22 protein-coding genes are annotated in these 21,572 nt (G+C 40.1%); 14 read left to right on the top strand and 8 right to left on the bottom strand.

The features are described from left to right. Window positions 1–170: 170 nt before the first annotated feature. Window positions 171–1,133: a hydrogenase small subunit gene (locus ACEYW6_RS04105; protein ID WP_179071786.1), complete on the bottom strand. Its 963-nt coding sequence runs from the start codon at window positions 1,131–1,133 to the stop codon at window positions 171–173. Window positions 1,134–2,064: 931 nt separating this feature from the next. Here ACEYW6_RS04105 and ACEYW6_RS04100 point away from each other — a divergent pair. The 12 genes from ACEYW6_RS04100 (at window position 2,065) to ACEYW6_RS04045 (ending at window position 14,583) form a co-directional block, all read left to right on the top strand. After that, window positions 2,065–3,033 (top strand): hypothetical protein, encoded by a 969-nt coding sequence (locus tag ACEYW6_RS04100; protein ID WP_412978833.1) that lies wholly within the window; start codon window positions 2,065–2,067, stop codon window positions 3,031–3,033. A gap of 72 nt (window positions 3,034–3,105) precedes the next feature. Further along, window positions 3,106–3,372 (top strand): hypothetical protein, encoded by a 267-nt coding sequence (locus ACEYW6_RS04095; RefSeq protein WP_412978731.1) that lies wholly within the window; start codon window positions 3,106–3,108, stop codon window positions 3,370–3,372. A gap of 8 nt (window positions 3,373–3,380) precedes the next feature. Then, window positions 3,381–3,605: a hypothetical protein gene (locus ACEYW6_RS04090; RefSeq protein ID WP_412978730.1), complete on the top strand. Its 225-nt coding sequence runs from the start codon at window positions 3,381–3,383 to the stop codon at window positions 3,603–3,605. A 46-nt stretch (window positions 3,606–3,651) separates the two neighbouring features. Beyond that, window positions 3,652–4,497, top strand: a complete 846-nt coding sequence (locus tag ACEYW6_RS04085; protein ID WP_412978729.1) for a NifU family protein — start codon at window positions 3,652–3,654, stop codon at window positions 4,495–4,497. Window positions 4,498–5,078: 581 nt separating this feature from the next. After that, on the top strand, window positions 5,079–6,293 hold the full coding sequence (locus tag ACEYW6_RS04080; protein WP_412978728.1) for a hypothetical protein: 1,215 nt from the start codon (window positions 5,079–5,081) through the stop codon (window positions 6,291–6,293). A 41-nt stretch (window positions 6,294–6,334) separates the two neighbouring features. Beyond that, the gene (gene hypF / locus ACEYW6_RS04075) at window positions 6,335–8,740 is read left to right on the top strand and encodes a carbamoyltransferase HypF (RefSeq protein ID WP_412978727.1); all 2,406 of its coding nucleotides are present in this window, start codon (window positions 6,335–6,337) and stop codon (window positions 8,738–8,740) included. Window positions 8,741–8,822: 82 nt separating this feature from the next. Then, on the top strand, window positions 8,823–9,083 hold the full coding sequence (locus ACEYW6_RS04070; protein ID WP_412978726.1) for a HypC/HybG/HupF family hydrogenase formation chaperone: 261 nt from the start codon (window positions 8,823–8,825) through the stop codon (window positions 9,081–9,083). Window positions 9,084–9,311: 228 nt separating this feature from the next. Further along, window positions 9,312–10,490, top strand: a complete 1,179-nt coding sequence (gene hypD / locus ACEYW6_RS04065; protein WP_412978725.1) for a hydrogenase formation protein HypD — start codon at window positions 9,312–9,314, stop codon at window positions 10,488–10,490. Window positions 10,491–10,566: 76 nt separating this feature from the next. After that, window positions 10,567–11,670 (top strand): hydrogenase expression/formation protein HypE, encoded by a 1,104-nt coding sequence (gene hypE / locus ACEYW6_RS04060; RefSeq protein ID WP_412978724.1) that lies wholly within the window; start codon window positions 10,567–10,569, stop codon window positions 11,668–11,670. 20 nt (window positions 11,671–11,690) lie between these two features. Beyond that, window positions 11,691–12,032: a hydrogenase maturation nickel metallochaperone HypA gene (gene hypA / locus ACEYW6_RS04055; RefSeq protein ID WP_412978723.1), complete on the top strand. Its 342-nt coding sequence runs from the start codon at window positions 11,691–11,693 to the stop codon at window positions 12,030–12,032. Further along, a complete protein-coding gene (hypB, locus tag ACEYW6_RS04050; protein WP_412978722.1) occupies window positions 12,023–12,874 on the top strand; it encodes a hydrogenase nickel incorporation protein HypB in 852 nt (283 codons plus the stop codon). Before hypA ends, hypB begins: the two co-directional genes overlap by 10 nt. A gap of 125 nt (window positions 12,875–12,999) precedes the next feature. Beyond that, a complete protein-coding gene (locus ACEYW6_RS04045) occupies window positions 13,000–14,583 on the top strand; it encodes an alpha-amylase family glycosyl hydrolase (protein ID WP_412978721.1) in 1,584 nt (527 codons plus the stop codon). An 81-nt stretch (window positions 14,584–14,664) separates the two neighbouring features. Here ACEYW6_RS04045 and ACEYW6_RS04040 read toward each other — a convergent pair whose 3' ends face one another. After that, window positions 14,665–15,249 (bottom strand): hypothetical protein, encoded by a 585-nt coding sequence (locus tag ACEYW6_RS04040; protein ID WP_412978720.1) that lies wholly within the window; start codon window positions 15,247–15,249, stop codon window positions 14,665–14,667. A gap of 155 nt (window positions 15,250–15,404) precedes the next feature. Between ACEYW6_RS04040 and ACEYW6_RS04035 the strand changes: the two genes are divergently transcribed. Continuing rightward, window positions 15,405–16,085, top strand: a complete 681-nt coding sequence (locus tag ACEYW6_RS04035) for a Coq4 family protein (protein WP_412978719.1) — start codon at window positions 15,405–15,407, stop codon at window positions 16,083–16,085. A 98-nt stretch (window positions 16,086–16,183) separates the two neighbouring features. On the opposite strand, the gene ACEYW6_RS04030 is transcribed toward ACEYW6_RS04035, so the two are convergent. The 6 genes from ACEYW6_RS04030 to ACEYW6_RS04005 form a co-directional block, all read right to left on the bottom strand. Next, entirely contained in the window at window positions 16,184–16,558 is a 375-nt protein-coding gene (locus tag ACEYW6_RS04030) for a hypothetical protein (RefSeq protein ID WP_181930331.1), read from the bottom strand. Next, window positions 16,548–17,555 (bottom strand): LLM class flavin-dependent oxidoreductase, encoded by a 1,008-nt coding sequence (locus ACEYW6_RS04025; RefSeq protein WP_412978718.1) that lies wholly within the window; start codon window positions 17,553–17,555, stop codon window positions 16,548–16,550. The genes ACEYW6_RS04030 and ACEYW6_RS04025 overlap by 11 nt, the downstream gene beginning before the upstream one ends. A 135-nt stretch (window positions 17,556–17,690) precedes the next feature. Further along, complete coding sequence (locus tag ACEYW6_RS04020) at window positions 17,691–18,053, bottom strand: hypothetical protein (protein ID WP_190890015.1); 363 nt, start codon at window positions 18,051–18,053, stop codon at window positions 17,691–17,693. Window positions 18,054–18,377: 324 nt separating this feature from the next. Next, window positions 18,378–18,689, bottom strand: coding sequence for a hypothetical protein (locus tag ACEYW6_RS04015; RefSeq protein WP_412978717.1), 312 nt, complete (start codon window positions 18,687–18,689; stop codon window positions 18,378–18,380). A 2-nt stretch (window positions 18,690–18,691) separates the two neighbouring features. Beyond that, the gene (locus ACEYW6_RS04010) at window positions 18,692–18,973 is read right to left on the bottom strand and encodes a hypothetical protein (protein ID WP_412978716.1); all 282 of its coding nucleotides are present in this window, start codon (window positions 18,971–18,973) and stop codon (window positions 18,692–18,694) included. 39 nt (window positions 18,974–19,012) lie between these two features. Next, window positions 19,013–19,435 (bottom strand): hypothetical protein, encoded by a 423-nt coding sequence (locus tag ACEYW6_RS04005; protein WP_412978715.1) that lies wholly within the window; start codon window positions 19,433–19,435, stop codon window positions 19,013–19,015. A 1,163-nt stretch (window positions 19,436–20,598) separates the two neighbouring features. Here ACEYW6_RS04005 and cysK point away from each other — a divergent pair. Next, the gene (gene cysK, locus ACEYW6_RS04000) at window positions 20,599–21,558 is read left to right on the top strand and encodes a cysteine synthase A (protein ID WP_412978714.1); all 960 of its coding nucleotides are present in this window, start codon (window positions 20,599–20,601) and stop codon (window positions 21,556–21,558) included. Window positions 21,559–21,572 lie beyond the last annotated feature (14 nt).

The raw sequence follows: 21,572 nt of genomic DNA, 5'->3' as shown, positions 1-21,572 counted from the left end.
GGGAGTGTGAAAGGTTATAGTCTAATACGCTTGGGTTTTCAAGACGCGATAAATCCCCGTCTCTACAAGTATTTTGTTGCTCATTCTGAACTGTATTGGGTTATAGTCATTGGTCAAATCACAAATGACAAATGACCAATGACTAATGACCAATGACTAATGACCAATGACTAAACTGTAAAAAAGTCTTCTTCTGCCCAAGGCGGTGCTGCGTCTTTGGCAACCATTGTTAGTAAGGCGTAGTCTTTTTTGTTCACTCCTGGCGGTAATTCTTTGGGAACTCCCATTACTGTTTGGGTTTTGAATACTGTTCCTGGTTTGAGATCAAAGAAGGGAAATTCTGGTTCTGTGCAACCTAAGCAAGGCATTCCGGCGCGAGTTTTGGATGAGACGCGGTTCCATAAGATACGGTTGCAGGAAGAATGAGTCATGGGGCCGCGACAACCCAAGTCATAAAATAGGCAGCCTTTGCGCTGACCAAATTCGGCGGTTGAAGCTTTGTAGGCAAAGTGAACGTTGCGGGTACAACCTGTTTGGGTGTAGGTGTTAAAGAAAGTTTGGGGACGATTTAGTTCATCAAAAGCAATGTCTGCTATGCGTCCAGTAGCGATCGCAACTAATATCTGCGTAATCCAGTCAGGATGGGCGGGACATCCAGGTATATTAATTACAGGTAATCCGGCTTGCGATACGAAATCTTTCCCTAAAAAACCGCCTTCTTGACGTTTGAGAAATTGCAAACCTTCCGATTCGCTGGGGTTGGGTGACATGGCGGGAATTCCTCCCCAGGTTGCACAGTCACCCACAGCGACAATAAATTTAGCAACTTTGGCAAGGTCTGCTAACCAATCTTTCATGGCGCGATCGGCAAACCGATTCCATTCGCCTGTACCGTTGGGGGCGTTAACAACACTGCCTTCAAATACCAAGATATCTAGGGGAATTGTGCCAGAAATACAATTCCGTAGCAGTGTTTGCAAATCGTTGCCTAGTTCCAGCCCCAAGGAAGGATGCCAAAGTATATTGATACCAAAGTCGGCAATTAAATCGCAGACTGTCGGTTCTTCAGCGTTGAGAAATGACATGGTGTTGCCTGAACAAGCACCACCTTGTAGCCATAGTACATTAGTCATCGGCTAGGTGTTTTTGTATTGTTTGCGATACGTGACTTAGTAAATAATGCTTGTAGAGTCTCACGTATTTATCAATATTTATTTATTTATATTAGTGGATTTTCTATTGAATTATCTTTTGTTAAATAAAAATTAATCATTGCTAAGAATTTTAATGCAATTGAGATTGCTTAAAAGTTGTATCAATAACAGACTTTCTCACAAAAACTTGAATAATAAACTGAACGTCTGATTTTTTACTGAAAGTTAGCTCTCTGAATTATTAAATAAATCGGGAATCTAGACACAACGAATTTTTACCAATCAGATAGGATTGCTATAGCGCTTCTCATGTGAATCAAATACACGGGTGGGGGTAAGGCATTGCCGTGCCCTTACTAGTATCTGTGGTTAGTTATTGTTTCTGTACTATACGGAAACCGCTATATCTGAATAGGCTAATATTTTAAACGTGAAAGTATTGTAATTTAAAAGTTATGACTGCAAATTAAAATAATGAAATAGTGAAGAATTAGATTTTGATAACAAAGTTAGGTCTTAAATATATAAAATGTTATCAATTCAATATAGAAGAACTGCGTTGTGTCAGGTCATGATACAGAACACCTTATCAAAATGTAAGGTGTTTAAAGCTGACATAAATATTGGCAATTTCCCCCTAGAATTTTAGAAATAGAGTGTTTTATAGTAAAAAAATTGATTCACTCAATTTAGGGGATTGAGGATTAGGTATTAGGTATTGGGAAAAATTTTTCCTAGTCCCTAGCATCATTAATCCATAGCCTCTAGTTTTAGACAAAAAAGGGGAATTCCGCCTAAAGGACTCGAAGCCTGCGTAAATCGGTATGGCCCGTGATGAGATGCGTAAATGTGTCTCGTTCATTCATGGGTGTTGGACTCAATTCCCAATTGGCTAGAGTACGGCAGAGTTATGACCCCCAGCATTACAGATTCAGCGGTGAAGGCTGCGATCGCAGCTGTTGCATCGGAGTCAGCCTCAGCAGAGGAAAAAATCCAAATGCTGATTGAGATAGCACAGGGTTTTCAAAAAAAGCCCAAAGCTGCCCAAGACTTGCGGAATGCAGTTGGCTTATATTACCGGGCCTACGAGATGTGTGGTGAGGAGTATCCCCTACTGAAAGCCAGGGCCAAAGTGGGCATGGCGGGGACGTTACAGGCAATACCGGATGCTGATTACCAACTGTTGATGCAAGCTAAAGTCGGTTATGAAGAGGCATTACCGATTTTACAACAATTAGCTTTGCCAGAAGAAGTGGCAGAAACGCAGATGAATTTTGGGCTGGTGTTGCAGTCGCTTGTACCGTTCAATTTGGCACGGATAACCGACAGTATCCAGGCTTATCATGAGGCGTTGCGGGTGTTTACTTGGGAAGATTACCCCCAAGAATACGCGATTTTGTATAACAATATTGCGATCGCTTACCTTTCTATGCCCCTAGCATCGGAACGTGAATACTTGCGTCAAGGGTTAGCTGTACAATCATTTGAGGTGGCACTAAAGCATATTAATTTGATTGATCATCCCAGAGAATATGCGATGTTGCAAAACAATTTAGGTAACGCTTTGCAATATTTAGTGAGTTCCCATCCTGTGGAGAATAACTTGCGTGCGATCGCAGCTTATGATGAAGCGCTAAAAGTGCGTAACTCCAAAGACACACCCCTAGAGTACGCTAATACAATTTCTAACAAAGCCAACGCCCTCTTCAACTTACCAGATGACCAAGAAAAACCAGAAGCTGGTAATCCTAAAAATCTTTTGCAAGCGCAGAGTTACTATCAAGATGCTTTAGAAATATTTACGAAATATCAACAAATGGCACAAGCAGAGGTAGTAGCCCAAGCGCTAAAAGATGTGAAAGCAGAAATGAAGGATTAGGATTTATAGATCTAATATAATTCCTAACTTTTAACTCTTCATTCTTCACTTTAGCAATCAGGAAAAAACAGCATGATAGATATTTCGACCTACCCAAATGTGATAAATTTTCTCACAAGTTTAGCAGATGGTGAACTGAACATAGCAACAGAATTCGTCTGGTTAATCATAGCAACAGCCTTGTCTATGGTCGGCGGTGCAATTGGTGGAATGCTGTTAGCTGGAAAAGATATCGGCTATCAGTTTTCAGCAATGCTTGGTGCATTACTTGCCCCTGCCGGTGGAATTCCCGCCATCCTTTTAGGACTTGCTGCTTTAAATTTATTGACAAATTATTAGGAGAAAACATGTTAGAGATAGGATGGCTTTCTGCCAAGTTATTTTTTAAAGGAAAGCTAATACGCAACCCGATGTATTTTGCCAAGCAAACTACTATTGGTATTGCTGTGGGTTTCTTACTGCTAGTGTTACTCGCACAAGCCCCAATTCCCTTCTACTTACCAATAATATTATCTAGTTTAGTTACGGGCATGATTATGCCATTTCTCCTCAAGGATTTCAAAATGAAGTGAATTGTCATTAGTCATTAGCCATTTGTGAGTTGTTTTTCCAATACCCATGCCCAACCTTGAAGAATTAGTTCGGGAAATTAACCGCTTTGAGGCAATTATATCCGAGTGGGATGAAAGCCAACGGTGTGTAGCAGTAGGTCTAAAAAGAGCAATTGAAGATTTGCATAAAGCTGCATTGACTAATTTGATTAAAAGCCTAAAACAAGAATCAATGTCAGCTTTGCGTCATGCTGTTGCTGATGAATTAGTGTATGCAGTGCTGCTTTATCACGAACTAGTTAAACCACCAAAAGCACCATTAGCACAGCGCATTCAGACAGCCCTTGAAGAAGTACGCCCAGGTTTAAAAAGCCATAATGGGGATGTAGAATTAGTGGCAATTAAGCCACCAGATACAGTAGAAGTTAGATTAATAGGAACTTGCAGCAGTTGTCCAGCTTCTACTTTGACTTTATCTCAAGGAGTAGAACAGGCAATCAAAAATCATTGTCCCGAAATTAGCAAAGTGGTTGCGGTTAATTACAACCCTATTGTTAACAATGCAAGTTCTGGTTTAATCAGTCCATTCTCTTCAAAAATAACTTCTACTTGGCTCAAAGTAGCGACTATTGATCAAGTTCTCGAATTTAGTGTATTGGCAGTACAACTTGCTGGTACTTCACTCATTTTATATCGCCAAGATGTTGCAATAAAATGTTACCGTAATGCTTGCACTCATCTAGGATCTCCCTTAGAAAAGGGTAAAGTTGAAAATGGTATTATTACCTGTCCTTCCCACAGATTCCAGTACAGTTTAGAGACAGGTAAATGCTTAACTGCACCTGATGTTTCGCTTCAATCGTATCTAGTAAAAATTAAGGGCGATAAGATTTTTGTGAAACTACAAAAATGATGATGCTAAAAGAATATCTGGGCAAATATACTCGGCGATTAGGAAATTACAACAACTTTGCCTCTTCATTTCAGTAGTTCACGCATTGATTTTAGGGTTTTGTGCAATCAAAAAGGCAGATTGCTTTATCAATATACCTGAATTGTTTCTCCCTTGTGTAATTCAGTTGTTCATTTTAGTGTTTTGAGAAAGCAAAATCACTGATTGCTTTCTCAAAAAGGCATATTGATTTCTCAAAATGCCTGATTACTTTCTCATTTCGGTAGATTTAGCAAGCAAAAAGGCATATTGTTTTCTCAAAATGCTTGATTGCTTTCTCATTTCAGTATATCGCGCATTCATTTTGGTATTTTCCGCAAGTCAAAAGGCATATTGCTTTCTCATTTCAGTATATCGCGCACTCATTACAAATATTATTGTGTAACGAAAGGCACTAAAGGTTTGTAAAAACTTTTTAAGATTGATTAATAGAAAACTTTTTTAAAGGTTTTATGGGAAAACATAATGCAAAATTGTGACTGCTGTTACATGCTAATCAACATTAATGTTTTTAAATAATTATCAGCGTCTATCTGCGGTTCATGGATATCCCAATCAAAAATAATTCAATATCACAATTACCGCTAGAAGCAACAGAAATTTCTCAAAAATTACCTTTATCACCTCAAGGTGCAGAGATAATTTTAGGCAGCATTATTGAACCAGAACAATTAGTGATACCTGTAGCACCCAGTCCGATAGAAATGTTTGGGCCTCGTGGTGCTTGTTTGTTATCAGAAACTGGCCCTTTATGGGTATCAGATACGGGACATCATCGATTATTAGGATGGCAGAAATTACCCACGAGAGATAGTCAACCTGCTGATTGGGTAATTGGACAACCTGACTTTTATCATGAGGGACAAAATGCTAAAAGCACACCGGGAAGGACAACCCTAAGTGTACCGACAGGGATTTGTGCTTGCGGCGAGGGGTTAGCTGTAGCAGATGCTTGGAATCATCGGGTTTTGATTTGGAAAAAATTACCAGAAGATAACAATGTTCCAGCAGATTTGGTGTTAGGGCAAGTTAATTTTAGCGATAATGAACCAAATCGGGGAAATCATGCAGCATCTGCTAGTACAATGCACTGGCCCTATGGTGTTTTCTATCATCAAGGGCGACTATTTATTGCTGACACTGGTAATAGAAGGCTATTAATTTGGCATCAGTTACCAACAGAAAACGGTCAACCCGCTGATTTAGTTTTGGGACAACCGGATATGATATCTCGCAATGAAAACGGCGGTAGTTCTCCAACCGCAGCGAGTATGCGTTGGTGTCACGACATCACCTTTTGGGGAGAGAATTTGGTTGTCAGCGATGCAGGTAATCACCGGGTAATGATTTGGCAGGGAATACCAACAGAAAATAATGCTCCTTGTGCAGTGGTTTTAGGGCAAAAAAGCTTTGATTTTGTGGAAATGAATCAAGGAGTTTATTTGCCTAGTGCTAATAGTTTGAGTATGCCTTATGGTGTGGATGTTGCTGGGGATTGGTTAGTAGTTGCAGATACTGCTAATTCCCGTTTGTTAGGATGGAGGAAGCCAGAATCAATTTTATCACTGCAAGGTGTAGTGGCAGATGGGTTGGCAGGACAAATAAATTTTCAAAGTAAAGGTGAAAATCGTAATTTCGGATTGCCGAAACGAGATAGTTTAAATTGGTGTTACGGAATAAAAATTTGTGGTAATACGGCGGTAATAGCTGATTCTGGAAATAACCGAATTTTGCTGTGGCAGTTTAATAATTCGTAATTCGTAATTCGTAATTCGTAATTTTTGAAAGTCAGATTTATATGGCGACTGAAGAAATTAGAGTTCGCGGCACAGTTCAAGGGGTAGGATTTCGTCCTACTGTATATCGTCTGGCTAAAGCTTACGGTTTGCGTGGAGATGTTTGTAATGATGGTGAAGGTGTATTAATTCGGGTATCTGGTAGTGAGGAAGCATTAACAGAATTTGTTGCCAGATTGCAAACAGAATGTCCACCACTAGCAAAAATTAACGAACTAACTAGAACTCCTTACGAAGGTAAATTTAACTTTAATAATTTTGTAATTTCTACTAGTGTCAGTAATGCCATCACAACAGAAATTACTCCTGATGCAGCGACTTGTCCACAGTGTCAACAAGAAATATTCGACCCCTTTAGCCGCTTTTATCGCTACCCATTTACTAACTGCACTCATTGCGGCCCTCGCCTGAGTATTATTCGTGCCATTCCTTATGACAGATGCAATACCAGTATGTCTGCGTTTGTCATGTGTTCAGAATGTGCAAAGGAATACCACGATGTCGAAAACCGCCGTTTTCACGCCCAACCTGTAGCTTGTCATGCTTGCGGCCCCACAGCTTGGTTAGAACGCGCTGATGGGAAATCGGTTACTGCTTCCATGTTCTCTATGTTGGATGATGTAGATGCCGTTTGTACCTTGTTGCAAAAGGGTGAGATTGTGGCAATCAAAGGGTTAAGTGGTATTCATCTAGCTTGCGATGCAACTCAGGAAACTGCTGTACAAAAACTGCGTCAGCGCAAAAGGCGCTATCATAAACCTTTTGCTTTAATGGCGCGAGATATTGAGGTAATTGAAGAATATTCCATTGTCAGCGCCAAAGAAAAAGAATTATTGGCAAGTTCTGCCGCACCAATTGTTTTACTACAGGTAAAAGAGAGAGACGGATATAACAAGAGTTTATTTACTCCTAACTCCTCCCTCCTAACTCATAACTCTCTTCATATTGCGCCATCGGTAGCAGCAGGACAAAATACCCTCGGTTTCATGCTACCTTATACGCCTTTACATCATTTAATTTTGCGGCGGATGAATCGCCCAATTGTTTTAACAAGTGGCAATCTAACCGATGAACCACAATGTATTGATAACGACGAAGCAAGAGAGAAATTAGGGAAAATCGCTGATTACTTTCTCTTCCACAATCGAGAGATTATTAATCGGGTAGATGATTCGGTGGTGAGAGTTGTCGGCGATAAAGTCCAAACAATTCGCCGTGCCAGAGGATATGCACCAGCACCAATTATTTTACCACCGGGATTTCACAAGGTGCCGCAAATCTTAGCAATGGGTAGTGAGTTAAAAAATACCTTTTGCTTATTGCGGGAAGGAGAAGCAATTGTCTCTCAACATCTGGGAGATTTAGAAAATGCTGCGGCTTTCAATGCTTACCGAGAAACTTTGAATTTATACTTAAATTTATTTGAGCATAAACCAGAAATAATCGCTATAGATAAACATCCTGAATATCTCTCAAGCAAACTTGGTAAAGAACTTGCAGATACAAATCAAATCAAAATTTATCAAATCCAACATCATCACGCCCATATAGCCGCTTGTATGGCAGAAAATGGCATTCCTCTGGATTCGCCTCCAGTATTAGGCATTGCTTTAGATGGTTTAGGTTACGGCAACGATGGTACACTCTGGGGCGGAGAATTTCTTTTAGCAGATTACCGAAAATTTCAGCGACTAGCAACATTTAAACCAGTGCCAATGATTGGTGGTGAACAAGCAATATATCAGCCTTGGCGTAATACCTACGCCCAATTAATTGCCGCTAACCTTTGGGATGATTGCAAACAAAAATATGCTGATTTAGAAATATTTCAATTTTTGAAAAACAAGCCACTCAAGTTACTCAATCAACTTATAGAGAAAGGGATTAACTCTCCTCCAGCTTCCTCAGTAGGGCGATTGTTCGATGCAGTCGCGGCGGCTATCGGTATTTATAGAGATGAATGTAGCTATGAAGGACAAGCTGCGATCGCAATGGAAGCTATAGTAGATGTTAGCAGCTTAAATAATGATAAAGAAACGCTAATCTATCCTTTTAACTTTAGCTTTTCAGATAGGATTTATTATATAGACCCGCGTCCAATGTGGCAAGCCTTGCTCAATGACTTGCAGCAGCAGATTCCACAACCAGTTATCGCTGCCAAATTTCATCAAGGTTTAGCTAATGCGATTGTGGAAATGGTTAAACATCTTTCTCAAGAAAATCTGATTTCTCAGGTAGCGCTAACAGGAGGAGTATTTCAAAATTGTATATTGTTAGAGCAAGTTAGCAAACGATTACAAACATTGGGAATAAAAGTACTTACTCACAGTTTAGTTCCAGCTAATGACGGCAGTTTATCTTTAGGACAAGCAGTTATTGCAGCTGCACAATTAATACATGAGCGTTGATATTTGACAAACTTCTCCTCACAAATAATTCTCTCTGCGCTCTCTGCGCCTCTGCGGTTAGTTTATCTTTAAAAATAAAAAAATGTGCTTAGGAATCCCCGGACAAATTATAGAGATTACCGACGTTAACCATAAATTAGCCATAGTTAACATTGGTGGTGTTAAGCGCCAAGTAAATATTGCTTGTATCGTAGATGAACAACATCCCCCCGAAGCTTGTATTGGTGATTGGGTATTAGTGCATGTTGGCTTTGCCATGAATCGAATTAACGAACAAGAAGCGGCAGAAACATTACAACTATTCCAAGAATTAGCAGCAGCACAAGCAGGGATAAATACTTAAATTAATAAACTTTTTTTGTCTCACACAAAACCGCAGAGGCGCAGAGAAAGAGTCTAAAATTCATGTTTTTCTTACCTTTCTTTCTTCCTTGGCGCTCTTTGCGTCCTTCTCTAACGAGACGCTGCGCGTAGCTTGCTTCTCCGTAGAAGTACGCGGTTCGTTAAAAAAAACTCCTTACCACAAAAGCGAAATTAACAGATACATAAAACTAACTACTCCTCACTTCCTATGAAATATGTTGACGAATTCCGCGAACCTGAAAAAGCTGAAGCCTTATGCCACGAAATCGCCAAATTATGCAATCAGCTAGAGAAACCCATCAAAATCATGGAAGTATGCGGCGGACATACCCATTCCATTTTTAAATATGGTATCGAAGAAATATTACCCCAAGCCATTGAACTAATTCATGGGCCTGGTTGTCCAGTATGTGTGATGCCAAAGGGGAGATTAGATGATGCGATCGCAATCTCCCAAAATCATAACGTCATTTTTGCCACCTTTGGCGATGCCATGCGAGTTCCTGGTTCCAAAACGAGTTTACTGCAAGCCAGGGCACAAGGCGCAGACATCCGTATGGTGTACTCTCCCTTAGATAGCCTGCAAATTGCTAGAGATAACCCCGACAAAGAAGTAGTTTTCTTCGCATTAGGCTTTGAAACCACAGCCCCCAGCACCGCCTTCACCATTTTGCAAGCAGCAGCCGAAGAAATTCATAACTTTAGTATGTTTTCCAATCACGTCCTCGTGATTCCCGCCCTCAAAGCACTGCTAGATAATCCCGACTTACAACTAGATGGATTTGTTGGGCCTGGCCATGTCAGCATGGTAATTGGCACTGACCCTTATGAATTTATTTCCCAACAATATAATAAGCCAATTGTCGTCTCAGGATTTGAACCATTAGATATTCTCCAATCAATTTGGATGCTATTACAGCAGCTAGTAGAAAATCGTTGCGAAGTTGAAAATCAATATAACCGAATTGTCCAACAATCTGGAAATAGAGTAGCACTGCAAGCCATAAACAAAGTTTTCGCCGTGCGAGATAGTTTTGATTGGCGTGGCTTGGGTGACATTCCCTATTCAGGATTACAAATTAAACCTGAATATGCTCAATTTGATGCCGAACTTAAATTTACCATTCCTAATCTCAAAGTAGCCGACCATAAAGCCTGTAAATGTGGAGAAATCCTTAAAGGAGTCTTAAAGCCTTGGGAGTGTAAAGTATTCGGTACAGCTTGCACACCAGAAACACCAATTGGTACTTGCATGGTATCTTCCGAAGGTGCTTGTGCAGCCTATTACAAATATGGACGACTCTCCACCATTTCTAAAAGAACAATCGCCCAAAAACCAAAAATAACCCAAGAACCTCTCCCCGCCTGCGGCTTCTCCTCAGACTAGTACATCTCATAAATACTCTGCGTACCTCTGCGCTTCCCTTTGCGTTCCTTTGCGTTTAAAAATCCTCAATTTTAATATGAATATTTCTCCCACCAACTCATCACAAAATTCCTTGTTTCAAAAAATGGAACAAGTCCGCCGTCGCCAAACTAAAGTGCAAGACACTCATATAACTCTCGCACATGGCAGCGGTGGTAAAGCCATGCGTGATTTAATAGACGATATCTTTGTCAGCAATTTTGATAACCCAATTCTTTCACAACTAGAAGACCAAGCCAGCTTCAACTTAGCCAGTCTCATGGAACAAGGAGACAGACTCGCATTTACTACAGATTCTTATGTTGTAGACCCGTTATTTTTTCCCGGTAGTGATATAGGAGAATTAGCCGTCAACGGTACAGTTAATGATTTAGCTGTTAGTGGTGCTAAACCTTTATATCTAACTTGTAGCGTAATTTTAGAAGAAGGATTACCCGTAGAAACCCTGCGGCGTGTCGCAGCCAGTATGAAAGCAGCCGCAAACAAAGCTGGTGTTCAAATTGTCACTGGTGACACAAAAGTTGTACATCGTGGTGCTGTCGATAAACTCTTTATTAATACTGCTGGTATTGGTATCATCCCACGAGGAGTTAATATTTCCGCCCACAATATTCAACCTGGAGATGCAGTAATTGTTAATGGAGAATTAGGTAATCATGGGGCAGCAATTTTAATTGCCCGTGGGGAATTAGCTTTAGACACTAATATTGAAAGTGACTGTCAGCCGTTACATAATTTAGTAGAAACTATTCTCCATGTATGTCCCCAAGTTCATGCTATGCGAGATGCTACACGCGGTGGTTTAGCTACAGTACTAAATGAATTTGCCCTCAGTTCCAATGTGGGAATTCGCCTTTATGAAGAATCCATTCCAGTGCGGGAAGAAGTCAACGGAGTTTGCGAAATTCTCGGTTTAGACCCATTGTATTTAGCTAATGAAGGTAAGTTAGTTGTAGTGGTTGCAGGTAAATATGCAGAAACTGTTTTATCTGCCATGAAATCCCACCCAGCAGGTAAAGATGCTTGTATCATTGGCGAAGTTATTACCTCACCCCCAGGTATCGTATTGTTAAAAACAGTTTTTGGTGCTGAAAGGATTGTTGATATGCTCGTAGGCGACCAATTGCCACGAATTTGTTAATCTTTAATATATTTTATAGTATGCACGAACTTGGAATTACTCAAAATATTGTGGCAATTGTAAGTGAACACGCCAAAGGCGCAAAAGTGCAGCGAGTTTTATTAGAAATTGGCAAACTTTCAGCCATTATGCCCGATGCTATCCGATTTTGTTTTGATATTTGCACTCAAGGCACAGTTTTAGAAGGGGCGAAATTAGAAATTTTGGAAATTCCCGGCTTAGGGAAATGTCGGCAATGTGGTGCAGAAATTTCTCTAGATAAACCATTTGGTATCTGTAACTGTGGAAGCGTGCAATTAGATTTGATTACTGGTGAAGAACTGAAAATTAAGGAAATAGAAATAGAGGAATTATGTGTGTAACCTGCGGTTGTTCTGATGGTGGTGAAACTAAAATTACCAATTTAGAAACAGGTGAAGCTGAACATAACCATCATACTCACACTTTACCAGATGGTTCTGTCATCACTCATTCTCACAGCCATGATACTCATATAGAAGCGTCTCAAGTTCACGCCAAAATACACAATACAACGATATCCTTAGAACAGGATATATTGGCAAAGAATAACCTGCTAGCTGCGCAAAATCGCGGATGGTTTAAAGGTCGAAATATTCTCGCCTTAAATTTAATGAGTTCTCCCGGCGCAGGGAAAACAACTCTTTTGACGCGAACTATTAATGATTTAAAGCATCAATTATCTATCAGTGTCATTGAAGGCGACCAAGAAACTGCTAACGATGCCAAAAAAATTAAAGAAACAGGTTCTAAAGTCATCCAAATCAATACCGGAACAGGCTGTCATTTAGATGCATCAATGATAGACAGGGGTTTACAACAATTGAATCCGCCACTAAATTCAGTTGTGATGATTGAAAATGTAGGAAATTTAGTTTGTCCAGCTTTATTTGATTTGGGAGAACAGGCAAAAGTCGTGATTCTCTCCGTCACGGAGGGAGAAGATAAACCGATAAAATACCCGCATATGTTCCGTGCTAGTGACATCATGATTCTGACTAAAATTGATTTGCTACCTTATGTAAATTTTGATGTTCAAAAATGCATAGAATATGCTATTGAAGTAAATCCCCAAATTCAGATTTTTCAGGTTTCTGCAACTACTGGTGCTGGGTTAGAGAATTGGTATGCGTGGCTAACTGAAAAGGTAACAAACTTGTCAGTACTACTTCCTTCTCAATCTTAAAAACCTGTCATCACAAATTTAAGTCACTGTATTACTAAATCCCTCTATGGGTTCATGAAAACTTGAAGTATTTTTGCAATATAGGAGATGCATACTGCCATTTTCCTATCTGTGCGTAAATCCTCATGGCTAAAGTTGAAGAATTGACACCCCAGCAACTCTCTGAAACAAACCTGAAACCACGAGGGAGAGTTTATCCGAGTCCTATCAGTTGGCGCGACCAGTTTTTGTACCAATTGCTATTAGATAGGTTCAGTGATGATAATGAAAATCAAAGGGAACTCTTTGACCACAATAACCCTTTAAAATTCCAGGTTAAAGATAAAGCTGGCTGGATGGCAGCAGGTACAAACTTTGTTGGTGGTACTCTTAGGGGAATTAAGAGTAAGTTGGACTATTTGCAACGATTGGGAGTAACAACGCTGTGGATTAATCCACCTTGGCGACAACGTTCTGAATTAGAAGCTTACCACAGCGATCGCATTCAAGAATTTTTAGATGTTGACCCCCACTTTGGCACTCGTCAAGATTTAAGAGATTTGATTGATGCTGCCCACGATCGCAGAATGTATGTAATCCTAGATGTAATATACAACCAGAGTGCTGATAACTGGTTCAATAGAAATGACGTAATTGCAGCTTTAGCCAGAGTTTATCAATATTGGATTGCTCTTTCTGATTGCGATGGCTTGCGGATAGATAGCCTCAAGCACGTTTCTCCAGAAGATTCCCGCAAATTCTGCACTGCAATTCGCGAGTATGCCGAATCTATTGGTAAAGACAACTTTTTACTGACTGGGGAAATAACCTCTGGTAGTATGGCTGGTGCTTACATAGACATTATTGCTCGCAACCTTAGTGCTGTATTAGACATCGCGCAGACCCCTAATGAATTGGCTGCATTCGCAAAAGGGTTAGTACACCCCAAGCAATTTTTCGATTTGTATAGCGAAAACAATCTCGCTGGCGAATACCGCCAAATTGGCACATATCATGTTTCTATCTTGGATGACGATGAAATGTCATCCCGGACTCATAAGCAGCGATTTGCCGCATACAGTAATGTGCCTAATCTCTATGAGCAAGTTGCTCATGCTGTGGGTGTGCAATTAACTATGCCAGGAATTCCTGCTATTTATTATGGAACAGAACAGGCTTTTGATGGGAATGAAGGTTATCACGATTACAGCATAGAAGGTGGAAGATTTGCCGAAGATAGATATATCAAAGAAGCAATGTTTGGCGGCGCTTTTGGCGCATTTCAAACAGCAAACTGTCATTTCTTCGATATCGACCATCCCACCTATTTGCGGATAGCTGCGATCGCACGTATCCGCAACAGTCACGATAAAATTGGTAAAGCATTGCGCCGTGGTCATCACTACCTGCGCGAAACATCTTTTTGTAACTCCCCCTTTTCGATTCCCGGACAAGGCGAATTAGTTGCTTGGTCACAGACTTTATTTGACACAGAAGTGTTGATGGTGCTGAATACCAACGGCTTAGAAAATCGCGGTGCCGAAGTGACAGTAGATACTTACATGCATCCTCAAGACTCGACCATGACCTTTTTATACAAAAGCGATTGGAGCGATTCATATTTACGCCACCCACCCCGCGACCAAACTGTAGCTATACAACATCATAATGACCGTCGCGCAACTGTGCGAATTGATTTGCCTCCTTCGGGAATGGTGATTTTGGCGTAAGCAAACACCAGCATTTGGGCAAAGCTTTGGTTTTATCAAAATGCTTTGCCCTGCAATTACGAAATATTTACATTCTAATTTTCATCGAAATCTTTTTAATGGTTTATGTCCTTCTTGTAGACAATTTGCTGGCAAATCATTGCCACTCACTTTAAAGTCAAAACATGACAAAAATAGATAGTTATGACTACCAACAAAATATCCGATACAGCCAATAATTAAAAGTATCACAATTAATTTTATAATCAGCTTTTTAGACAGATGAATAATGTCTTCATTAATAATCGCAAAAACCATATAAAGGGTATAAGGTAGGCAAATCAGATAAACAACAATTCCTAAGCCGAGACTAACTATCTTTCGCAAAGCACCCGTCGTAGAAACTTCATGGAAAGGCACAAAAGGCAGGATAAACCACAATGTAGGGATACTCATCACCAGTAATCCTGGCCATGTAATTGGTGAACGGTTGCGTGGAAGTAAAAGGCACGCTAGGAGAGTTGCTGATGAAGCTACCCAAATCAAGAAGATTTTCTCAAAGAAAATAACTTTAAAGGCTCCCAAGTTAAAGCTGAGATCCCACATACTTAGAGATAGTGTAATGGCAGCTAACAGGAAAGTCTTGATTTTTAGATTAATGTGCTGCTCCATTTCTTGATCATTCATCTCTTCTCTGAGATAGTGTTTTTACCTAAACATATTTCTAGCAAAAACTTTCACTAAATACCTCTGAAGATTCATGAAAAACTGGATAAATCTATTCCAAAATTGAATACTCAGATTTAAATTAGCCAAATTATATCTTCAAGTAGATAATCACTATGGACAATATAATTAATTACAACAACGATAAAGGACTTCTTGCTTACATTCAATTTCTGGCATCTAGTGCCCACAAAATCGGAGATGGTAATACTAATAGAGTATTTGACTTCGAGGACGCACTCGACCAAACAGAAATGGCACAGTTAGCTGTTGATGAATTAAAAAAAATCCCTGAAGTCAATGCCTTGTTTTCAGAACGCTGGCTACCGGCCCCTTTCAATTTAGATGATTTAGGCAAACTCCCAGAAGGAACACTAGGTCATGTTTATGCTAGAGAAATGAAAGCTAGAGGATTCGATCCCTACTTTTATAAAAAAGTTCCTGTTGTTGATGACATTTCCTATCTTAAAATGCTTTGGAGATCCACCCATGACATATATCATGTAGTTGCTGGATTTGACACAAATGTAGTTGGTGAAATTGGTCTACAAGCTTTTTTCTTAGCTCAGACTCCAATTCCCATCAACGTGATGCTTTTGAGTTTTGGTATGGCGATGATTAGCCTTTATCAACCTACTAATTTGAAAGCTTTAATGACAGAAATCTCTCGTGGCTACAAGTTGGGTTCTCATACTCCAGGTAAATTTATCGCGCAAAAATGGGATCAACTTTGGGATGTGCCAGTCAGCGAAATTCGTGAGCATCTGGGAGTATTTTCTACTCCGGAAAACTGCTAATTTAAGAGTAGCTTTGATAACAATTACAACACCCTGCACTTTAGGAGTACAGGGTGGAAGACAGCTATATTTTGTGTGATTCCCAGTTTCTATTTACCTCAAAGCCAATCTCGATAAGCAGATATTTCATTTACGCTGATTTCAAATGGCATCCCCTTACCAAATGGCGGATAAACGCGGATTTTGCCATTGCTAGCAAACCGCTCTAACCTATTACCTAACTGGGCAATATTGCTGACAATATGCCAGTAAGATACTAAATCAGGGCAGTCAACAATTAATGTGAGGATGCTAGCATTTGTTGTGATGTACCACTGACAATTAGATAACAGGACTCGCGTAATGCGATCGCAGGCTAGATAAAAGCATCTACCAGTAGACTGTTCTAGCTCCATTTGCAGCATTCCATCCTGTTTAGTTACCTCAGTGGGAGGTAAATCATCGGGAGGAAGCAGATATAGTTTAGAAGACATAATTTCGCACCTCTTGGTTGTAGCGCGTCAAACTGTCCAGGTTTTTTTGCAGATCCGCAGACGAGGGTTTGAGTGCTAGGGTACCTAAATTTAATTCGTCCTGAAATTTCTTGATTTTGTCTCGACAAGTCTCCACATCACCGATAATTGAATTTTCAATCAAATAATCTTCATCGAAACAAATGTTTGTGCGATCAAATGGTTTTTGGTTGGTATTTGCACTATTCTGCAATACTTGAGCCGTATTAGCTTTCATTTTCTGGCTAAATTGGCGAACGAAAGGCAATGCCTCACTCACTGCCTCATCAAATGTTTTGCCAACATAAAAAAAGCGTGCCAGCACGAAGTTTTCTGCACCACTAGAATTTAAGGCTCGATATTTAGCAACAGTATCCTTCAATCTCTGTAGGGAGAATGGCGGCCCACCCATCAAGCTGAAGGAATGTTTAGCAGCAAACTCGATACCATCATCACCGCCAGTGGCAACATATACTGGTATTTGTTGCTGCAATGGTTTTGGGTAAATTGTCAGGCGATCGCATTGATAATACTTGCCATTAAATGATACATCAGTTGCATATAACAGCTTTTGAATCAATGCGATCGCTTCTAGCATCTTGGGACGGGCTTCACTGGGGAGTGTCGCAAAATGCTTATTTTGTTGGGGAAAGGGGCCGCCTTTGGCAACTCCAAATAATAATCGTCCATTGCATAGGTTATCCAGAGTGGCGATATCTTCCGCTACCCGAATCGGGTTATGGAATGGCAATAACACCGCCGCAGCCCCTAATTGGATAGTTGAAGTCATTCCCGCCAAGTGTGCCATTAACAGCAACATAGACGGGCTGAGATTGGATTCACTAAAATGATGTTCACTCACCCAGGCTGACTCAAAACCTAAACTTTCTGCCTGTTTTATCAGCGCGACTTGCTCAAAGATGGCACGACGAGCATCTTGGTGATGATTATCGTAATTGCAGAAAATTCCAGTTTTCATTACTTGCGTTAATACTTTGTGCTGGCTATTCTAGTGGTCGATAGGTTCGTAGTAAGCACTTTAGTGCTTATATATTTGAGGACTAATGTCCTCTCTACAAACACATTTACTCCTCTCCATTAATGCGATAAATGACTAATTTGCAACCCACTGCAACTCCAACCATAGGCGTGGGTTGTTGTGTTTGATCTTCGACATCGGATCGCGCAACAATCGCTTGGCATTCATGCAGACTACTTGCACTAGACCCATATTGTCTGCTACTTCTCTGAGAATTTCTTTGTGGGCTTGCACACAGGAAATCATTTCAGCAGAGCAATAAATTCCTATATATTGCAAGCGTCTAGCAGGTCGTCCCCAAAAACAGGTGATGACTTTCACATAACACCCGTCTAGTAATTCCCCAACTTTTGGGTAGTAGTGGTTGAGGACTCTTGTGAATTCTTTGGCTAAGATATCTTCAGCAATCATTGGAACTGATATTTCTGTAGCGTCCATCACGCTATTTAATATAACATAATTTTGTCATTTAAATATGACAAAATAGCCTAATAGGCTTTAATAAAATATTAAATATTACAGAAAAAAGAGGCGTACCTTATTTAGTATCGCCTCCGATTTGCGTAAAGCATCTTTATATTAAAAATTCGTAATTCGTAATTCGTAATTAAATCAAGGCTTAAAGAAAGCTACCTCTACAGGTTTTACTATTCATTATGGGTAGGTCTAAATCCCAATATATAAGCACAGCGGTAGTGAGTCCGCAAACGTCATTACGAATTACGAACTATTGTTGAATTCTAAATTTTGAATTTTTAATTATTATCGAGCATTGCGTTCACAAACTAAGACCTCTGCTACAATATCCGGTACATTTACAAAGTCCGTAAATCCTTCACAACCACGGATTGGTGATATAAATGTATAGTTTGGATCACACACTCCATTGTCATATACTTGAATAAACCACCTATCTGGAAATCCTTCTACACCTAGTTCCACAGTGTACCAACTCTCGCCAATCAGACGAGAGTTAAAGATTGTAAACCACTCTCGATTCTCTTCTGAAATATTCCAATCTGCCATGAGTAGCTCTAAAGCTATTTGTCCGGCATCCGTTGAAGTCAACAGCATTTTTACTCCTTATTGGCAGCTTCAGGATTTACAACTTCAGTATTGGGAACTTCCGGGTATAAACCTAGTTCTTTAGCTAGCTCACGCGCCACAAAAAATAAAAATTTGGCACCATCTTGATTGCCTTCATGGGCAAACATAGTTGCCACTTGTAACATTGTTTCTACGAAACCAGAATCAATCAATTCTGGCTTAGATTCTAAAACTTCTGGTTCTTGACCATTAGGGCATCTGAGTAACTCATCAATCAGATTAAAATACATCTGTTGGCGTTGTTCTGACATAATAAATTTGTTGATTTTAGTGAGTAAATTGGGAATTGGTTACTGTTCGATACTTTGCTGCCATAGCCTTTCCAACATTTCAACTTGTTCTTTTAAAACAGCCGCACGATGAACAAGATATCTGTCGTAAAAGAGAATCCCTAAACCAACACAAATAGGGATTAACAAGAAGAACCATTGCAGGATAGTGGCAAATTTATATTGTTCAGCAACAGTCAGCATTTGATGAATCAAATTACGGTCAGAGGATTGGATGCTAGCCTGAGGGGAATGTGTACCCTCTATTCGGGGAGCCAAGGCAGGAGCATCTGTACTAATCTTGTTAACTTCGCAGGCTAAATTCTGGGATTTTACTAACTCTAAATGTCGCTCCCAAACTATGCTAAATACTACTACTCCTGGAGAAAGCACTGCTAAGGTAACTACGCAAACTGTAAGAACATTTAAAAGTTTGGCTTTCATCTTGGCTCTCCCTTGCTAGGTAGTATGCACCCAGTAAGAAAATATCTTTTGCTGTTTATCTAAAGTAGCTATATATCTCTACCTCTCAAACAGTTTTGATATTAAAATATGTGTAAACGGTAATTTTCTGAATCGTTAGTTGTCAGTTGTTTTTTTAATTACCACTGACTACTGGCTACTGAAAAGTTACCAACATTTTCACAAAAAGGAGGATTATTCAGTCAGAAATAACGCACTCAGATTCAAAGAATCTGATTTCATCCAACTCTCAAAAGAGAGATTAAGAAGTCCCCCCTAGTTCACTAAGCTTTCGCTCAGGAATGTTGGGGGGTAGAGGGGAATCTCTGCGTAAATCCTATACGATTTATATCAGCCGCTCTCCACAAAACAGTTTACCCCAGCCACGTTAAAATTATTAAATTCATTAGAATAGTACTCAAAGGCTGTAATCCTCACCTGGTAAGACTTTAAAAAATTCATTGGGGTATGGGTACTAGTGTTTTTGAGACAGGGTACTAGTGTTTTCGAGGTGGGGTTCTGGTGTTTTTGCACTCAACCTAAAAGCAATGTAGGCAATGGTTAAGGACTGTTATTGATGCAATTTCGGGCTGATAACATCTGCACTCAAAAGAAAATATCAATGTCTGGTGATAAAGATAGACTAATAATTCAAGAAAAGCAATTAAATGTTTTGAAAGTAAATTACATTTCCATAACAAATAGAAGATATTGCAATATGATGCCTCCGCCTGTGGTGAACTCCTAAAAAAGAGGATAATAAGAAGCAAGAGCAAGCCTTTTTAAGGGGAGTTGGGGGGATCTTCGAAGAATAAACACGTTAACCGAACCGGATTAGTAGATATTCAAAATAATGGTAAAAATTATTTATAGATACAGAATTACAAAAATTGAATATCAGCACAAGAAGCAATAGTCAATAACTGTAAATGGTAAAATACAAGCATGGCAAGCTAGCCGTCTGCTGAAGTGAGAATCAATGGGAACATCTGATAAAAGTTCTTCCTAAACTTTCATATTTTGTGGTTTAGTTAGAATACATAGTATATGCACTCATTGTAACTAAACTGCAAATTAAATACACAAAAGCTTATTGTTATAAGTAAATACTCTGTACTAAGATTTAGGATTTTAGGAGTTAAATAATGCGGATTGCTCAAGACATAACAGAACTGATTGGACGGACTCCTTTAGTTCAACTGAACAAGATTCCTCAAGCTGAGGGAGTAGTAGCAAGGATAGTTGTCAAATTAGAAGGTATGAACCCAGCGGCTTCGGTGAAAGACCGCATTGGTTTAAGTATGGTACTCTCAGCAGAAGCGGCTGGCTCAATTTCCCCTGGAAAGACCATTTTAGTTGAGCCTACCTCTGGTAACACAGGAATTGCTTTAGCGATGGTAGCTGCGGCGCGTGGCTACCGTTTGATTTTGACAATGCCAGAGACAATGAGCCAAGAACGACGGGCTATGCTCAGGGCTTATGGTGCATCTTTGGAGTTGACACCAGGCGCTGAGGGAATGCGGGGAGCGATTCGCAAAGCCGAAGAAATTGTGGCTAATACTCCCGATGCTTTTATGCTGCAACAGTTCCGCAACCCTGCCAATCCCAAAGTTCACCAAGAAACCACCGCCGAAGAAATTTGGGCAGATACAGACGGCGAAGTGGATATCGTCATTGCTGGGGTAGGGACTGGTGGGACGATTACTGGGATTGCAGAAGTACTCAAACAGCGCAAGCGGACTTTTCAGGCGATCGCAGTTGAACCCAGCAACAGCCCAGTCCTCTCAGGTGGTGAAGCCGGGCCACACAGAATTCAAGGTATTGGTGCCGGATTTATCCCCGATGTTCTCCGCCTAGAATTGGTTGATGAAGTAATTAGAGTCAGCGATGAACAAGCGATCGCATTTGGACGACGTTTGGCAAAAGAAGAAGGCTTATTGTCTGGGATATCATCTGGCGCAGCTTTGTGTGCCGCAATTCAAGTAGGTAAACGCCCAGAAAATGCCGGACGTTTAATTGTAATGATTCAGCCTTCCTTCGGCGAACGTTACCTCAGCACCCCCATGTTTCAGGATTTGTCCTTAGAAACTGCTGGCGTGCGTTAAAGAGAGTAGGAAAG

The sequence above is a fragment of the Nostoc sp. UIC 10607 genome (assembly GCF_047228265.1).
Taxonomy (GTDB): domain Bacteria; phylum Cyanobacteriota; class Cyanobacteriia; order Cyanobacteriales; family Nostocaceae; genus Nostoc; species Nostoc foliaceum_A.
Note: the sequence above shows the minus strand (reverse complement) of the source record. Positions and strands in the feature narration are given on the sequence as shown.

Bases quoted from the DNA above. Each gene is read 5' to 3' on its own strand.
- ACEYW6_RS04105 (WP_179071786.1), bottom strand. From the start codon at position 1,133: ATGACTAATGTACTATGGCTACAAGGTGGTGCTTGTTCAGGCAACACC.
- ACEYW6_RS04100 (WP_412978833.1), top strand. From the start codon at position 2,065: ATGACCCCCAGCATTACAGATTCAGCGGTGAAGGCTGCGATCGCAGCT.
- ACEYW6_RS04095 (WP_412978731.1), top strand. From the start codon at position 3,106: ATGATAGATATTTCGACCTACCCAAATGTGATAAATTTTCTCACAAGT.
- ACEYW6_RS04090 (WP_412978730.1), top strand. From the start codon at position 3,381: ATGTTAGAGATAGGATGGCTTTCTGCCAAGTTATTTTTTAAAGGAAAG.
- ACEYW6_RS04085 (WP_412978729.1), top strand. From the start codon at position 3,652: ATGCCCAACCTTGAAGAATTAGTTCGGGAAATTAACCGCTTTGAGGCA.
- ACEYW6_RS04080 (WP_412978728.1), top strand. From the start codon at position 5,079: ATGGATATCCCAATCAAAAATAATTCAATATCACAATTACCGCTAGAA.
- hypF (WP_412978727.1), top strand. From the start codon at position 6,335: ATGGCGACTGAAGAAATTAGAGTTCGCGGCACAGTTCAAGGGGTAGGA.
- ACEYW6_RS04070 (WP_412978726.1), top strand. From the start codon at position 8,823: ATGTGCTTAGGAATCCCCGGACAAATTATAGAGATTACCGACGTTAAC.
- hypD (WP_412978725.1), top strand. From the start codon at position 9,312: ATGAAATATGTTGACGAATTCCGCGAACCTGAAAAAGCTGAAGCCTTA.
- hypE (WP_412978724.1), top strand. From the start codon at position 10,567: ATGAATATTTCTCCCACCAACTCATCACAAAATTCCTTGTTTCAAAAA.
- hypA (WP_412978723.1), top strand. From the start codon at position 11,691: ATGCACGAACTTGGAATTACTCAAAATATTGTGGCAATTGTAAGTGAA.
- hypB (WP_412978722.1), top strand. From the start codon at position 12,023: ATGTGTGTAACCTGCGGTTGTTCTGATGGTGGTGAAACTAAAATTACC.
- ACEYW6_RS04045 (WP_412978721.1), top strand. From the start codon at position 13,000: ATGGCTAAAGTTGAAGAATTGACACCCCAGCAACTCTCTGAAACAAAC.
- ACEYW6_RS04040 (WP_412978720.1), bottom strand. From the start codon at position 15,249: ATGAATGATCAAGAAATGGAGCAGCACATTAATCTAAAAATCAAGACT.
- ACEYW6_RS04035 (WP_412978719.1), top strand. From the start codon at position 15,405: ATGGACAATATAATTAATTACAACAACGATAAAGGACTTCTTGCTTAC.
- ACEYW6_RS04030 (WP_181930331.1), bottom strand. From the start codon at position 16,558: ATGTCTTCTAAACTATATCTGCTTCCTCCCGATGATTTACCTCCCACT.
- ACEYW6_RS04025 (WP_412978718.1), bottom strand. From the start codon at position 17,555: ATGAAAACTGGAATTTTCTGCAATTACGATAATCATCACCAAGATGCT.
- ACEYW6_RS04020 (WP_190890015.1), bottom strand. From the start codon at position 18,053: ATGGACGCTACAGAAATATCAGTTCCAATGATTGCTGAAGATATCTTA.
- ACEYW6_RS04015 (WP_412978717.1), bottom strand. From the start codon at position 18,689: ATGCTGTTGACTTCAACGGATGCCGGACAAATAGCTTTAGAGCTACTC.
- ACEYW6_RS04010 (WP_412978716.1), bottom strand. From the start codon at position 18,973: ATGTCAGAACAACGCCAACAGATGTATTTTAATCTGATTGATGAGTTA.
- ACEYW6_RS04005 (WP_412978715.1), bottom strand. From the start codon at position 19,435: ATGAAAGCCAAACTTTTAAATGTTCTTACAGTTTGCGTAGTTACCTTA.
- cysK (WP_412978714.1), top strand. From the start codon at position 20,599: ATGCGGATTGCTCAAGACATAACAGAACTGATTGGACGGACTCCTTTA.